2 protein-coding genes are annotated in these 16999 nt (G+C 58.6%); both read left to right on the top strand.

Annotated elements, in window-relative coordinates:
* Nucleotides 1–21 precede the first annotated feature (21 nt).
* A complete protein-coding gene (locus tag L1N82_RS21960) occupies nucleotides 22–4686 on the top strand; it encodes a non-ribosomal peptide synthetase (protein ID WP_328284513.1) in 4665 nt (1554 codons plus the stop codon).
* A gap of 10 nt (nucleotides 4687–4696) precedes the next feature.
* On the top strand, nucleotides 4697–16981 hold the full coding sequence (locus tag L1N82_RS21955; protein ID WP_235289592.1) for a non-ribosomal peptide synthetase: 12285 nt from the start codon (nucleotides 4697–4699) through the stop codon (nucleotides 16979–16981).
* Nucleotides 16982–16999: the final 18 nt, after the last annotated feature.

The following is a 16999-nucleotide window of genomic DNA, read 5'->3' as shown; positions in this document are numbered from 1 at the left end:
CAGGGAGAAGCGTACACCCGCATCCCGCAGGCGCCGAAGCAGCCGTTCTACCCGGCTTCCGCGGTGCAAAAGCGCTTGTTTGCCCTAAGCCAGATGGACGGCGCTGGCATGAGCTATAACATTACGATGACTTACAGCCTGACGGGAACACTCGACGAAGCCCGGCTGCAAAGGGCCTGGCAGCAGGTGGTGGAGCGGCATGAAGCGCTCCGCACCTCGTTTGCTTACGTGGACGGCGAGCTGATGCAGCGGATCGACCCGCAGGCGGCCGCGGTAATTGAGCAGCTGCCCCGGACAGCAGTGAAAGCAGGCGAGGAAGAGAGCTCTGACGTCCGGAGGCGGGTGGAAGAATTCTTCAAGCCGTTCGACCTGAAGAAGGGCCCGCTGATCAGAGCCGGTCTGCTGCCTCTCGCGGGTGACCGGCACCTGTTCCTGATTGATATTCATCACACCATTGCGGATGGGATGTCAGTGCCTCTCCTGATGCAGGAGCTGTGCGCGCTTTATAAGGGGCAGGAGCTTCAGCCGGTTCCGCTTCATTATAAAGACTATACCTGCTGGCAGCTGCAGGAGCCGTATCAGCAGGCCCAGCGGGAACATGAATCCTACTGGCTGAACGAGCTCTCGGGCGAGATTCCGGTTCTTGATCTGGTAACGGATCATCCGCGGCCATCAGTGCGAAGCTTCGAAGGCGGCCATGTCCGCTTCCGGATAAATGCGGAGCTGACAGCAAGACTCCGGTCAATGGCTGATGCTTCGGGAACAACCTTGTACACCGTCCTGCTGGCTGCTTTCAGCGTGCTGTTATCCAAGTACTCGGATCAGGAGGATATCCTGATCGGTTCGCCGGTTGCCGGCAGAACCCACGCAGACCTCGAGCAGGTAGTGGGAATGTTCGTCAACACCGTGGTAGTGCGCAGCCGGCCGAGACAGGACTTGACCTTCGGCGGCCTGCTTGATCAATTGAAAGAACGCGTGGTGCGTGCCTTCGAGCACCAGGATTACCCGTTCGAGCAGCTGGTGGACAAGCTTGGGCTGCAGCGGGACGCGAGCCGGAATCCGCTGTTCGACGTCCTGTTCATCCTGCAAAATGTGGACCGGAGCAGCCTGTTGATGGACCAGGTCAGCATTGAACCTTATGATTACCTGCATCGTACAGCCAAGTTCGATCTGACGCTGTTTGCCGCTGAAGAGCTGGACGGCATCAGTGCGGGCTTCGAATACAGCGTACAGCTATTCCAGCAGGTAACAGTAGAACGGATGGCTGCTCACTACATGCAGCTGCTCAGCAGCCTGGCGGAATGCGGAGGACAGATTCGGCTGTCAGAGCTCAGCCTGCTGTCGCGGGAAGAGCGGGCAAAAGTTACGGAAGAATATGCCGTCAACCGGTGGGCGGTAACGGGGCCGGCGACCATCCACCAGCGGTTCGAGGAGCAGGTTATGAAGCGGCCGCAGCACCCTGCGGTGCTGTACAACGATGACACGATTACGTATGCGGAGCTGAACGCCAGAGCGAACCAGCTGGCGCGGTCCATCCGGGCCAGCCATCCAGGCCTTCACGTACCGCATGAACGCCGGCGCGGGCAGGAGGACGGCCTGCTGGTCGGCATTATGGCGAAGCATCCGGTTGACCGGATTGCCGCTGTATTGGCCACTCTGAAGGCAGGTCTGGCCTATGTGCCGATTGATCCCTCCTATCCGCGCGAACGGATAGCCCACATGGCAGAGGACAGCGGCATGCAGCTCGTCTTAACGGATCTGGAGGAAGCATCGCAGCTGCTGCCCGGAAGCATTAAGGTGCTCCCGCTGAGCCAGGAGCCGGTTGCTGCCCCAGGTCAGGGTGTATTGGCGAATCAGGAGAATCTAGGTCTGGACGTCCAGGCAGATGATCTTGCATACATCATTTACACGTCCGGCTCGACCGGGCTGCCCAAGGGTGTGGCTATTGCGCACCGGGGCGTTGTCAACTATGCGGCCTGGCGGACGCAGGCTTACGGCATCGGTGCGGATGACCGGACGCTGCAGATGATATCGTTCTCCTTCGACGGATATGGAGCAAGCCTCTACTCTGCACTCCTAACAGGCGGCAGCCTGGTAGTTGTGAGAGATGAAGACAGCAAGGATTACAAGGTTATCCGGGAGCTTGCCTCCCGGCATGGCGTCACGTCGTTCAGCGCGATCCCTTCGATGTATCAGGCGCTGCTGGATTTTGCGGAAACGAGCGGCGGACTGGATCAGTTGAAGACCGTCATTCTCGCGGCGGAACGGCCGGCAGAAGAGCTCGTGGCCAGAAGCCGGCGGATGCTGCCGAAGACGCTGCTGATTAACGAATACGGACCGACCGAGAACACGATTGCGACTGCAGCCCAGATTGGGATTGAACCGGGCAGGACTGCAGTAATCGGCAGACCTGTCGGCAACCATCAAATCTATATTGTAGACCGGGCTGGACAACCGGTACCGATCGGTGTTCCGGGCGAGCTGTGTGCGGCAGGTCCCGGCCTAGCGCGCGGATACTGGAAGAAGCCTAAACTGACGGCTGAGAAGTTTACTGCGCATCCGGAAACCGGCCGCCGCATGTACCGGACGGGAGACATGGCGCGGTGGCTGGAAGACGGTACGATTGAGTTTCTTGGCAGGCTTGATGAGCAGGTCAAGATCCGCGGCTTCCGTGTTGAACTGGAGGAGATTGCCGCCCGCCTGCGTCTGCATCTGAGTGTCACGGAAGCGGTCGTGCTTGACCGGAAGGACGAGCATGGGCAGCCCTATCTATGCGCCTATATTATACCGGAGGATGCGGCGGGCAGGGCAGACGGCGGCAGTCCGGCCCCGTCTTACACCGTCACAGCCAGGCAGGCGGCAGCGTACCGCACCTTCCTGGAGGAGGCGCTGCCGGATTACATGGTACCCGCCTACTTTGTCCATCTGGAGCGTCTGCCGCTGAGCCCTAATGGAAAGCTCGACAAGAAGGCGCTGCCTGCACCGGATGTAAGCAGCGGGGCTTCTGAGATCTACGAGGCGCCGCGTACCGAGATGGAGTGCAGACTCGCCGAAATCTGGCAGCAGGTGCTGGGCACGGAGCGGGTCGGCATTCATGACCATTTCTTCAATCTGGGCGGCGATTCAATTAAGGCCATTCAGGTTTCATCCCGTCTGCATCAGCAGGGGCTGGTGCTGGAGATGAAGCATCTGTTCCAGCATCCGGTACTCATGCAGCTGGCACCTCATATCAAGGAAGATGAGGAGACGATCAGCCAGGATGAGGTGACCGGGGATGTGCCGCTTACGGCCATTCAGCATTGGTTCTTCAGCCAAGCCTTTGAGGAGCAGCATCATTTTAACCAGGCAGTTATGCTCCAGCGGAGCAGCGGCTTTGACACGGATGCCCTCAAGCAGGCGCTAACGGCAATAGTTGTCCATCATGATGCGCTCCGTATGGTGTTCAGACAAGTTAGTGGGACCTGGACAGCACGGAATCTCAGCGCACATGAGATTGGCCCGGTCACGCTGAATATCGTCGAGACAGGCAGCATGACAGAGGGGGAGCGGGAGGCTTATATTTCCCGGCAGGTGGAATCAGCTCAGAGAAGCCTCGATATAGAGAAGGGCCCGCTGTACCGCTTCACACTGCTTCGGACCGCGGGTGGTGACCACCTGCACATTGTAATTCATCATCTTGTGGTGGACGGAGTCTCCTGGCGTATTTTGCTGGAGGATCTGGCTGAGGCCTATGTCCAGGCGGAACGCGGAGAGGCGGTTCGGCTTCCGGCGAAGACGCTGTCAGTCCGGGAGTGGGCGCACAAGGTCCGGCAGTATGCGGTCCACAGTGAACTGCTGAAGGAGATCCCTTACTGGCAGGCGGTGGAACAGGATAATCCGGGACCGCTTCCGGCCCGCAGGATTGCAGGCCAGCGGCGGCCTGAGGAGCAGGCCGAGGCGGTCATGGAATGCACGCGGGAGCAGACTGAACAGCTGCTGAAGCAGGTGCACCGGACCTACAGTACGGAGATTAATGATGTGCTGCTTACGGCATTGGCGCTGGCGCTCAGGCAGTGGTCGGGCCGGCAGAAGACGCTTATTCATCTGGAGGGCCATGGCAGGGAGAAACTCGACAGGCCGTACAATATTTCCCGGACAATAGGCTGGTTTACTGCCCAGTACCCCGTCGTCCTGGATGCCAGCCGTCCCGATGACATGGGATATATGCTGAAGTCGGTCAAGGACAGTCTGCGCCGGATTCCTAACCATGGCATCGGCTACGGCGTGCTGGAATATTTGACACCGCAGGAGCAGCGGCAGGAGCTGCGGTTCGGACTGCAGCCGGAGATTAGCTTCAACTATCTGGGCCAGTCAGATCAGGCGCAGGATAACGGAGTATTCTCGTTGTCGAAGCTCGGCAGCGGCACGAATATCAGCCCCAGTGCCCGCAAGCTTTATGCAATGGAGTGGACAGGCATGGTGGCGGACGGGAGGCTGCGGATGACGGTCGGCTACAGCCGCGGCGAATATGAGGAAGCGGCGATAGCAGAGCTCACCGGCCTTTACAAGGAGCAGCTGCAGGCCATAATAAGCCACTGCATGGGCAAAACCGGCACAGAGGTCAGTCCCTCGGACTTGGTGTACAACAAGCTGTCGATTGACAAGCTCAGCCAGATCAGCCAGCTGCTCAACAAAAAACTAAAGTAGGTGAAACGAAGTGGATGGCGTACAGATCAAAAATCTTTACCCGCTGACACCGATGCAGGAAGGCATGCTGTTTCATTCCTTGCTGGATCAGGATCATCCCGCCTATCACCAGCAGATGACCTTAACGCTTAAAGGCACGGTTAACCTTGATTATATTGAACAATCCATGAACGCGCTGATCGCCAGATATGATGTATTGAGGACGGTGTTCCTGGTTGAAAATGTCGAGCAGCCGCTGCAGGTTGTGCTGCAGGAGCGGACGCTTACATTGATTCAGGAGGATATCGCTGCTCTTCCGGAGGAAGAGCAGCGGGCCTTCATCCGCCGGTATGAGGAAGAAGACCGCAGGCAGGGCTTTGACCTGACCAGCGACCTGCTGATGCGGGTATCGGTGCTGATCACCGGGCCGGACAGCTGCGTAATAGTCTGGAGCTTCCACCATATCATTATGGACGGCTGGTGTCTCGGCATAATCTTGGACGATTTCTTTCAGGCTTACGAAGCGCTCGCTGGCGGACTTCCGATCCTGGAAAAGGCAGTCTATCCATACAGCGATTATATGGAATGGCTGCTGCAGCAGGACAAGGACGGAGCAAGAGCCTATTGGCAGGAATGCCTGGAAGGTTACGAGCAGCAAGCTGTGGTGCCGGGAATGCGTCAGGATCAGACGGACCGTCCTTACCGCGGTTCAGAGCATGAATTCCGGTTTCCCGAGGAACTGACACGGCAGCTTGAACAGCTTGCGAGGGCTCAGGGCGTTACCTTAAGCACCGTGCTGCAGGCACTCTGGGGCGTGCTGCTGCAGAAATACAATTACAGCGATGATGTGGTCTACGGCACGGTAGTATCAGGCCGCCCATCCGCGTTAACCGGCGTGGAGCAGATGGTGGGACTGTTCATTAATACGATTCCGGTCCGTGTGCAGAGTACACCGGGACAAACCTTCATGGAGCTTCTGCAGGCTATTCAGCAGCAGTCACTCCGCTCAAACGACAACGCCTTCTTCCCGCTTGCCGAAATTCAGGCGGATTCCGTGCTGCGCAGCGGGCTTATTCAGCACCTTGTCGTATTTGAGAACTACCCGATCGATGAGGCGCTCGACAGCCGCTACCCGGGGCTTGGCTTTGCAATAGAGGATGTCCGCGTCTTCGAGCAGACAAGCTATGACTTTAACCTAATGGTCGTTCCCGGGGCACAGCTCAAGCTGGCTTTTAACTATAACGAAGCTGTTTATGACAGCAGCTTTGTCGCAGCTATCGGCGGTCACCTGCTGAAGCTTGCCGAAGCGGTTGCCGGCAATCCTGCCGTCCCGCTGCATACCATTGAAATCATTACGGAGGCAGAAGCTGAGCTGCTGGCCTCGTTTAACGATACGGCAAGAGAATACCCGCTGCATAAGTCCTACATGGAGCTGTTCGCCGAAGCAGTGGAGCTGCACCGGGAGCGCAGAGCGCTGGTATTCGAGGATGCCTCGCTGACCTACGGGGAGCTCGACCACCGCGCAGACAGGCTCGCAGCACGTCTGCGCGGGCGGGGCGTAAGCCGTGAAAGCATCGTCGGCATCATGGTGGAGCCGTCGCTCGAGATGATCGTCAGCGTGCTGGCGGTACTGAAGGCAGGAGGAGCATTCCTGCCGATCGACCCCGGTTATCCGCAGGAGAGAGTACAGTATTTTCTCGCGGACAGCGGAGCGGAAATTCTGCTTACGCAAACCCGTTTTATGGGCACTATTTCATTCGCGGGCGAATGCCTTAACCTGGAGGATAAAGAGCTGTATAACGTGGATGTCCCGTTCCCGGATGGAAGTCTGCCGTTAATCAGCAGGCCGGATGACCTGGCTTATGTTATTTATACATCCGGTTCGACTGGACAGCCGAAGGGCGTCATGATTGAACACAGCGCGCTCGTCAATCTGTGCTTCTGGCATAACAACGAGTACGGTGTCACCCCGGAGGACCGGACAGCCAAATATGCGGGCTTCAGCTTTGACTGCTCGGTGTGGGAGATTTTCCCCTACCTGTTATGCGGGGCCTCTATTTATATGCTTCACAAGGACATCCGTCTCGATATCGAGCGGCTGAATCGTTATTTTGAAACCAACCGCATTACTATTACATACCTGCCAACCCAGTTTGCGGAGCAGTTTATGAAGGTCCAGAACCGTTCACTCCGGATGCTTCTGACAGCGGGTGACAAGCTGAAGCAGTATGTGCCCCAGACCTATAAGCTGGTCAATAACTACGGGCCGACGGAAAATGCAGTCATCACTACCTACTATTATGTGGATCGGCAACAGGACAACATTCCGATTGGAGTCCCTGTCCACAATCATCGCGTCTATGTGCTCGATAAAGGCGGGAAGCAGGTACCGGTAGGCGTACCGGGCGAGCTGTGTGTTTCCGGAAGCGGACTGGCCAGGGGCTACTGGAACAAGCCGGAGCTGACGGATGAGAAGTTTATCGCCAACCCATATGAGCCCGGCGAGCGGATGTACCGGACGGGTGATCTCGCGGTCTGGATGCCGGACGGCAACATCCAGTATCTAGGCCGGATTGACCAGCAGGTGAAGATTCGCGGCCACCGTATTGAGATCGGCGAGATTGAGACCCAGCTGATGCAGCTGGCAGCCGTTAAGGACTGTGTAGTTGTACCGCTTAAGGATGACAACGACCAGGTTTACCTCTGTGCTTATTTTGTCCCGCAGCAGGAAGGCGAGGCAGAGACGCAGCAGCTGCGGAAGCAGCTCGAGGAGCGTCTGCCGGATTATATGGTTCCGGCCGTGTTTATGGAGCTGGAGCGGATACCGGTTAATGTGAACGGAAAAGTCGACCGCAAGGCGCTGCCGAAGCCGGCTGCTCCCGCAGTTTCCGGTTATGAGGCGCCTGAGGGGAAACTGGAGAATCACCTTGCCGAGCTGTGGGGCAGGGTGCTCGGACTGCCGCAGGTGGGACGGCAGGACCATTTCTTCGAAATGGGGGGCCACTCCCTTAAGGCGGTCATGCTGGTAGCGGAACTGCAGCAGAGCATCGATATACCGGTGCAAATCCGCGATATCTTCGCTTGCCCGACAATCAGGGAGCTGGCAGAGCTGCTGGAAGAGCGCAGGCGAGGACAAGAAGCGCCCGCCGGCGGTCCGGAAGGCATTCCGGCGGCAGGAGTGCGACCGTATTACCCGCTTTCCCCGGCTCAGCGCCGTCTGTATGTGCTCAGCCAGATGGAAGGTATCGGCACGAGCTACCATCTGCCTGGCGCCCTGCTGCTGGAAGGCTCCTTGTCCAGAGAGAAGCTGGAGCAGGCGGTGGAGCGGATGCTGGACAGGCATGAAGCGCTGCGTACCCGTTTTGTTATGGCGGATGGCGAGCCGGTCCAGCAGATTATGCCGCCTGCACCGTTCAGGCTGCCGGTGCATGAACTGCATCCTCCAGCGGAGCTTGGAGAAGGGACAGGGCTGGCACGTTATATTCAGTCTTACATGGAGACCGAATTCATCCGGCCGTTCGAGCTGGATCATGCGCCGCTGATGCGGATGGAGCTGCTGAAGCTTGGAGAGGACAGGCATGTCCTGCTGTATGACATGCATCACCTGATTACCGACGGTACAAGTACTGCGCTGTTTGTCCGTGATTTTATAGAGCTGTATAACGAAGAGACGCTTGCTCCGCTTGAGCTTCATTACAAGGACTATGCGGTCTGGCAGCATGAGCGGCTTGCAGCTGGGGGAAGCGAAGAAGACGGGAAGTATTGGCTGGACACCTTCGCAGATGGCATTCCGGTTCTGCAGCTGCCAACCGATTATACCCGGCCGGCCGTGCGCCGGTTTGCCGGCAGCCGTACGGTGTTTGCCGTGGACTCTGCCACTACGGCACGGCTTGAGCAGCTTGCTTCAGATACCGGCTCCACGCTGTACATGGTGCTGCTCGCCGCTTATCATCTGCTGCTCGCGGGCCATTCCGGCCAGCGGGACATTGTAATCGGCATGCCGGTATCCGGGCGGACGCATGCTGACATGCATCAGATGCTGGGCATGTTCGTGAACACGCTGCCGCTGCGCACGGCCTCCCGGCCGGAACAGACGGTGCTCGAGCTGCTGCTGGAAATCAAGGAGCTTGTCCTGCATTCGCTGGAGCACCAGGATTACCCGTTTGAGGAGCTGGTTCACCGCCTTGCCCCTGAGCGGGATACCGGTCGGAATCCGCTGTTTGATACGATGTTTGCGCTGCAGAACATGGATGAGGAAGAGCTCAAGCTGAGCGGGCTGCAAGTCACGCCGCTTGCTGTACAGGCCGATATGGCCAAATACGATTTAACATTAATTGGATCGCAGCATGGCGGCGGTCTGAGCTTTGAGCTGGAATACAGCACCGATCTGTTCCATCCGGAGACGATGGAGCGCTGGGCTGCGCACTATCAGGAGCTTCTGCACCTGATTACCAGGGATGCGGAAATGACTCTGGCGGATGTGAGCTGCCTGCCGGAGCAGGAGAAGGAGCTGCTGCTGCATGCGTTCAACCGCACGGAGCTGGAGGTGGCGGACAAGCTGCTGCATGAGCTGTTTGAAGAGCAGGCGGCCCGCGCGCCGGAACACACCGCACTGTCTGATAACAGCAGGAGACTGACCTTCGCTGAGCTGAATGACCGGGCGAACCGGCTGGCCAGACTGCTGCGCCGTGAGGGAGCCGCACCAGGGCAGATTGTCGGAGTATCGACGGACCGCTCCGCAGATGTCGTAACGGCGATGCTCGCGGTATTGAAGGCAGGAGCGGCGTATCTGCCGCTGGATCCAAGCTACCCAGCGGATCGGCTGCGGTATTTTGCCAGTGACAGCGGAGTCCGGCTGATCGTGACGAACCACGATGCTGCAGCGGAACTGCTGCCGGTTGACGGCGTCCGCGTGATTAATATGAGGGACCATGCTTTGCTTGAGCAGTATGAGGGCGACAACCTGCCGCGGACCGCACAGTCCGGGGATCTGGCTTATGTCATCTACACCTCGGGTTCAACCGGCCTGCCGAAGGGTGTTATGGTTGAACACCGCAGCATTGCAGCCACGCTGCAGTGGCGTCAAAGCGTATACCGGTTTAGCAGCCGGGACACGGCACTGGCCATCTATCCGTACGCCTTTGATGGCTTTATCATCGGCTGCCTGTCGCCCCTGTTTGGCGGATCGGCGGTTGTCCTGCTGGATGAGCGGGAAGCCAGAGATCCGGCAGGCATCAGGGACAAGATCGTCTCCGAGCAGGCCACGCACCTGATGTGCATACCATCCTTGTATGCAGGTATTCTCGGCTGCTCCGAGCCGGAACAGCTGAAGACCCTGCGCATTGCTTCGCTGGGCGGGGAGCGGTTGACCGCTGCTGTGGTCCAGGCGCACTGGCATCACTGCCCCGAAACCGTGCTAGTTAATGAATATGGTCCGACTGAGAACAGCGTCACTTCGACGCATCTTGTTCTGTCCGGCGGGGAGACCGACATTACAATCGGCAGACCGAACGGTAATATGCAGGCGTTCATTCTTGATGAACGTCAGCGACTGCTGCCGATCGGAGTGCCGGGTGAGCTGTGTGTGAGCGGTGCGGGTCTGGCCAGAGGTTACTTGAACAGGCCGGAGCTGACAGCCGAGAGGTTTGTGGACCATCCTTACCGGAAGGGAGAGCGGCTGTACCGGACCGGTGACCTTGCCAGATTCCGCCCGGATGGCCGGATCGAATACCTTGGGCGGATCGACCATCAGGTGAAGATTCGCGGCTATCGTATTGAGCTTGGAGAAATCGAGGAGGCACTGCTTGCTTGTCCGGGCGTACGGGAAGCCGTTGTAATGGACCGGACCGGCGAAGACGGAGCCGCTTATCTCTGTGCCTATGTAGTGGCAGAGCAGGAGTGGAACGGCCCGCTGCAGACCGGTGAGCTGCAGGCTTCTCTATCCGGAAGGCTGCCGCACTATATGATACCGACCCGCTTCATGCAGCTGGACAGCATTCCGCTTGCGCCTAGCGGCAAGGCGGACCGGCAGGCGCTGCCTGAGCCAGCCGGACAGCCGGGCGGCAGCAGGTATGAAGCTCCGCGCGGAGAGACAGAGCAGCTGCTTGCCGGCATATGGCAGGAGGTGCTCGGTACCGGCCGGGTTGGACGAGAGGACAGCTTCTTCCAGCTTGGCGGCGATTCGATTAAAGCGATCCAGGTCTCGTCCCGTTTATATAAATCGGGTTATGCCATGGAGATGAAGGAGCTGTTTCAGGAGCCTGTGCTGAAGCGCTTTGCAGCGACGCTCTCCAAGGTGCTGAAGAGGGCGGAGCAGGGGCCTGTAACCGGGGAGGTGCCGCTGACGCCGATCCAGCGCTGGTTCTTCGGCCGGCAGTTTACGGATGCGCATCATTTCAACCAGTCGGTCGTGCTTTTCCGCAGGGAGCGGTTCGAGCCGGCCAAGCTGTATGCGGTGCTGGACAAGCTGACGCAGCATCACGATGCCCTGCGCGCCGTATTCCGCTACGGCGGAGAGGGGCAGGAGCCCGTGCAGATCATTCGTGGCCTTGAGGGCGAGACGTTCGACTTCCAGGTAAGGGATATGCGGTCTGAACCGAACCCTGCGCAGCGGATGGAGCAGCTCATTGAACGGACGCAGCAGAGCTTCGACCTGCACGACGGGCCGCTTGTCAAGGCGGTACTGATGCAGGCGCCCGAGGGTGACCATCTGCTGCTAACGGTGCACCATCTCGTAGTGGATGGGGTGTCCTGGCGGATTTTGCTGGAGGATTTCAACCTTCTGTACCGGCAGGCACTGGAGGGGATGCCGCTTACGCTGCAGGAGAAAACCTTCTCCTACAAGGATTGGGCACTAGCCCTTGGGGAGTATGCGGATACCGGAAGGCTGCAGCGGGAAGCGGCTTATTGGGGGAATATAACAGCCGCGGCGGCAGAACAAGGCCCCGGGGCATTCCCGGCGGATCGGCGCGCGGATACGAATACGTACCGGACCAGCAGGAATTTAACCGTAACGCTAAGCGAAGCGGATACCGGCAGGCTGCTCCGGCAGGCATCACAGGCCTATGGAACGGAAGTGAACGAGCTGCTGTTAACCGCACTGGGGCTGGCTGTTCGTGAGTGGAGCGGTCTGGAGCAGACGCTTGTGACGCTGGAGGGGCATGGCAGGGAGAAGATCCGGGATGATATGAACATCTCCCGGACAGTCGGCTGGTTTACCAGCACCTTTCCTGTGCGGCTGGATCTGGCGGGAGGCCGTACACTGGCTGATTGCATCCAGAGCATGAAAGAGAGTATGCGCAAAATTCCGATGCGCGGCATTGGCTACGGCATTCTGACTCAGCTCGGCAGGCGCCCGGCGGACTGGGCAGAGACTTCCGTGGGCAGCAGGGTTCAGCCGGCAATCAGCTTCAACTACCTGGGGCAATTCGACCAGGATATCACAAGCGAGCTGTTCGAGCTGTCCAGCCTGTCCATGGGCGAGCTGATCAGTCCGGATATGGAGCGGCAGGCTGAGCTGGAGTTCAACGGCATGGTCGTGGAAGGCAGAATGACCTTCTCCCTTACCTATAACGGTCTTCAATACGAGGATGGTACAGCCGGACGGCTGATCGGACTTTTCCGTCATTATCTGGAGGAGATTATCAGCCACTGCTCGCAGCTGACGGAGACGGTGCGCACGCCAAGCGACTATGGCTGTTATGACCTTAGCTTGCAGGAGTGGACAGGGATTCAGACGCTGGCTGCACAACGAGGCGCCGGAATTGCCGATCTGTATCCGCTCACTCCGATGCAGGAGGGCATGCTGTTCCATGCCCTGAAGGATGCGGATTCATCCGCTTACGTGGAGCAGATGTCTCTGCGGCTGGAAGGAGAGCTGGACGCGGCGGCTTTACGGCGCAGTCTTACTGCCCTCTTCGACTGCCATCCTGTGCTCAGAACAATGTTCGTGTATGAAGGCTTAAGCCGGCCGTACCAGGTAGTCCTGGACCAAGCCGTACCGGATATTCATCTGGCGGACTGGTCGGACAGGCCGGCTGAGGAACAGGAGGAGCTGCTGGCTCGGTTCAAACAGGGGGATCTGGAAAGGGGGTTTGATCTGACGCGTGATCCTCTTGTCAGGCTGACGGTTATGAAGCTGGGCGGGGAGCAATGGCGTCTGGTGTGGACCCATCATCATATTCTGATGGACGGCTGGTGCCTTGGACCGCTGTTCGAGGATTTGTTCACCTGTTACGAGGCTGTTCTTGCAGGCAAAACGCCTGAACCGGCCGCCCGTGCTCCTTACCGGAACTATATCAACTGGCTGCAGGAGCGGGAGCGTGAGGAGGCAGCAGCATACTGGCAGGCTTATCTGGCTGGCTATGAAGAGCCGGTTACCCTTCCAAAGTCGGCTGCAGGCCGCAGGGAAGGCTACGAGCAGGGGGTCGTCAGCTTTACGCTTGACCGCGGCCTTACATCGGAGCTGATTCGTCTGGCCAGCTTGCAAGAAGTAACGCTGAACACCGTTGTGCAGGCTGTATGGGCGGTAGTGCTGCAGCGGTACAACGATACGGATGAGGTCGTGTTCGGCTCAGTTGTCTCGGGACGGCCGCCGGAGGTAGCAGGGATCGAGGATATGATCGGACTCTTCATTAACACGATACCGGTGCGATTCCGGTTCGCGGGACAGAGCTTTAGCGGGCTGCTGCGGGAGTCCAAACAGTCCGCGCTTGAGGCCATGCAGCATGATTACCTGTCACTGGCGGACATTCAGGCTGCAAGCCCGCTGAAGCAGCATCTGTTCGATCACATTCTGGTGTTCGAGAATACGCCGGCACATCAGGACGGTGAATCACGGAACGGGCAGAGCAGACTGGGCTTTTCGGTGACTGACACCGAAGTATATGAGCAAACGAGCTACGACTTTGATATAACGGTAGGCCCGGGCGAGGAGCTGTTCGTCAAGTTCAGCTATAACACCCGCGTTTACGACGAGGCGATCATCCGCCAGCTCGCCGGCCACTTCCGGCAGATCGCGGAGCAGGCTGCTGCCGGGCCGGAGCATCCTGTGGAAGAATTCGAGCTGCTGACAGCGGCGGACAAGCATCTGCTGACAGCGGGCTTCAATGCCCGGAAGGCTCCGGTCGATATGCGGGAGACGGTTCCGCTGCTGTTCGAGCAGCAGGCGGCAGCAATGCCGGAGCGGACAGCGGTTGTGTTCGGGGAAGAGAAGCACAGCTATGAAGCGGTTAACCGGCATGCCAATCAGCTGGCGCATGAGCTGCGCAGCAGGGGTGTGGGCCGCGAGACACTCGTAGCCGTACTGATGGAGCGTTCGCCGCGCATGATTGAGACCATTCTTGGAATCTGGAAGGCGGGCGGCGCTTATATCCCGGTTAATCCGGACTATCCGGCTTCCAGGAAGCTTGCAATCCTGCAGGAATCCGGTGCGCCTTATATGGTATCGGCCTCTGGTTATATGGCTGATCTGCCGGAGAAGGCTCTATCTGCAGTGAACTGCATCCTGCTGGACCGTGACGAGGAGACGCTTCTCTCCCGGCCGGCGGATAACCTGGCACCGGTGGCTTCGGGTGACAGCCTGGCTTATGTCATTTATACATCCGGCTCTACAGGCAAGCCGAAGGGGGCCATGATCGAGCATGCGGGCATGCTGAATCACATTAACGCCGAGATTGAGGAACTGTCGCTTGACAGCCAGTCAGTTATTGCGCAGAACGCCAATCACTGCTTCGACATCTCGGTTTGGCAGATGTTCGCGGCGCTGACGATCGGCGGTACGACGGCGATTGCTTCCAATGATGTGATTATGGAGCCGCGGCGGTTCCTGGGTCAGATTGCCGCAGACGGGGTTACGGTGCTTGAGGTAGTGCCTTCCTACCTGGCTCTGCTGATGGATGAAATCCGCGAGAGGCAGGGGCACGGTTTGGCCCTGCAATATCTGATGATTACAGGCGAAACGGTCAAGCCGGCTATCGTGAAGCAGTGGTTTGAGCTGTGCCCGGATATTCGCATGGTTAATGCCTATGGTCCAGCCGAAGCGGCGGACGATATCAGCCAGTATATGATGGAGCAGGCGCCCGAGCTTGATCCGGTGCCGATTGGAAGACCGGTCCGCAACATGAATCTGTATATCGTCGACCGGCAGCTGCGGCTGCTGCCAGTGGGCGCGGTGGGCGAAATCTGCGTATCCGGTATCGGCGTCGGGCGGGGGTACCTGAACGATGAGGAACGGACGAAGGCCGTGTTCATGGAGGATCCGTACGCCTCAGAGCCTGGTGTTCGGATGTACAGAACGGGTGACCTGGGTCGGTGGCTGCCGGACGGTACGCTGGCGTTCTATGGACGCAGAGACAACCAGGTGAAGATACGCGGCTACCGCGTGGAGCTCGGCGAGATTGAGGCGAAGCTGGTCGAGCATCCACAGGTTCGCGAGGCGGTGGTGCTGGATGCTACAGACAGCCAGGGCAGCCGTTACCTGTGTGCCTACCTCGTGAGCAGCGGAGGGGAGATTGGCGCAGCCGAGCTGCGGAAGCATGCGGCAGCACTGCTGCCTGATTATATGGTGCCTTCCGTGTTCCTGATCCTCGACGAGTTGCCGCTGTCCCCTAACGGGAAAATCGACCGCAAGGCGCTGCCGCAGCCAACACGGCTGCAGGCTGACGGGTTGAACGGAGATGCGGCTGAAGCCGAAGTATTTACCAATATGGAGCACGGGCTGGCGCAGATCTGGTCACAAATTTTGGGAGTTGATTCCGGCCAGATCAGCAGAGAGCATTCCTTCTTTGAGCTTGGCGGACATTCCTTGAAGGCGATGGCGCTTGCCGCCCAGGTTCGGGGGCAGCTCGGGGCGGAGCTTACAATCCGGGAGATCTTCGAAAGCCCGGTGCTGCGGGAGCAGGCCGCTCTGCTGGAAGGCAGGCATTCAAGCCGCTCACACAGCATTAAGCCGGCTCAGAAGCGCGACAGCTACCCGGTATCCTCTGCCCAGAAGCGCATGTTCATCGCAAGCCAGATGCCGGGTGCTGAGCTAAGCTACAACATTCCGCAGTTTACGCTGCTGGAAGGCCGGCTGGATGAAGACCGGCTGCGGCAGGCGCTGGAGGAGCTGGTTCGCAGGCACGAAGCGCTGCAAACATCCTTTGCGCTTGTTGGCGGAGAGCCGGTTCAGCGGATTCACCGCGATGCCCGGCTTGAGCTTGAGGCATACCGGCTGGGCGGGGATGTAGAAGAGCCGGCTGTGGATGAGGCTGTACAGACCATTATCGAAGCGTTCGTCCGTCCATTCGACCTTGGCAGCGCCCCCTTGATGCGGGCAGGCTTTATCCGACTGTCGGAGCAGCAGACGCTGCTGATGCTGGACGTGCATCATATCGTATCGGACGGCGTTACTTCGGGTCTGCTCGCGGCAGAGTTTGCAGCCCTATACCGCGGAGAAACCCTGCCGCAGCCTGCTGTTCAATATAAGGATTTTGCCGTTTGGCAGCAGGAACAAATGAAGGATAGGCTGTTCAGCAGACAGGAGCGGTACTGGCTGGAGCAGCTGGCCGGAGAGCTGCCAGTGCTGCAGCTGCCAACGGACTACGTGCGCCCGCCTTATAAGAGCTATGACGGGGACCGCTTGGGATTTGAAGCGGATGAGCGGCTTGCCTCCGTCATTCAGACAAGGCTTGCGGAGACAGGATCGACCTTGTATATGTACCTGCTGGCTGCCTTTCATGTTCTGCTGTCCAAGTACTCGGGGCAGCAGGATATCATTGTCGGTTCGCCGGTGGCAGGCAGGCATTACGCAGGACTTGAGCAGGTATGCGGCATGTTTGTCAATACGCTGCCGCTGCGCATCCGCAGCAGCGGAGAGTGGACATTCAGCGAGCTGCTGCAGCAGGCGAAGGAATTGGCGCTGGGCGCTTACGAGAACCAGGATTATCCGATGGATGAGCTGGTGCCGATGCTGCAGATGGCAGCTGACCCTGGCAGAAGCCCGCTGTTTGATGCTGTACTGGTTATTCAGAATCTGGATGAGCCGGAAGTGGACCTGGGAACAGTGACACTTCGTCCATATCCGGTGGCGAACAAGACCGCAAAATTCGATGTGACGCTGATGGCCGTGGAGGAAGACGGCAGGCTCAGCTTCAGTATGGAGTACTGCACGGCATTATTCCGTCAGGAAACCATCCGGCAAATGGCGGATGATTACTGCCGCATCCTGCAGACGGCTGCAGAAGACCCGATGATCAGGCTGGATGATATCCGGCTGTCGGAGACCCCTGCGGGTGAAGACCGTGCGATAGACGGAGACATTGTGTTCGAGCTGTAAAGTTGAGGAGGAGCCCTT

The sequence above is a fragment of the Paenibacillus tarimensis genome (assembly GCF_021532315.1).
Classification (GTDB): Bacteria; Bacillota; Bacilli; order Paenibacillales; family Paenibacillaceae; genus Paenibacillus_I; species Paenibacillus_I tarimensis.
The sequence above is the reverse complement of the archived record's forward strand: the minus strand, read 5'-3'. Positions and strand labels throughout refer to the sequence as shown.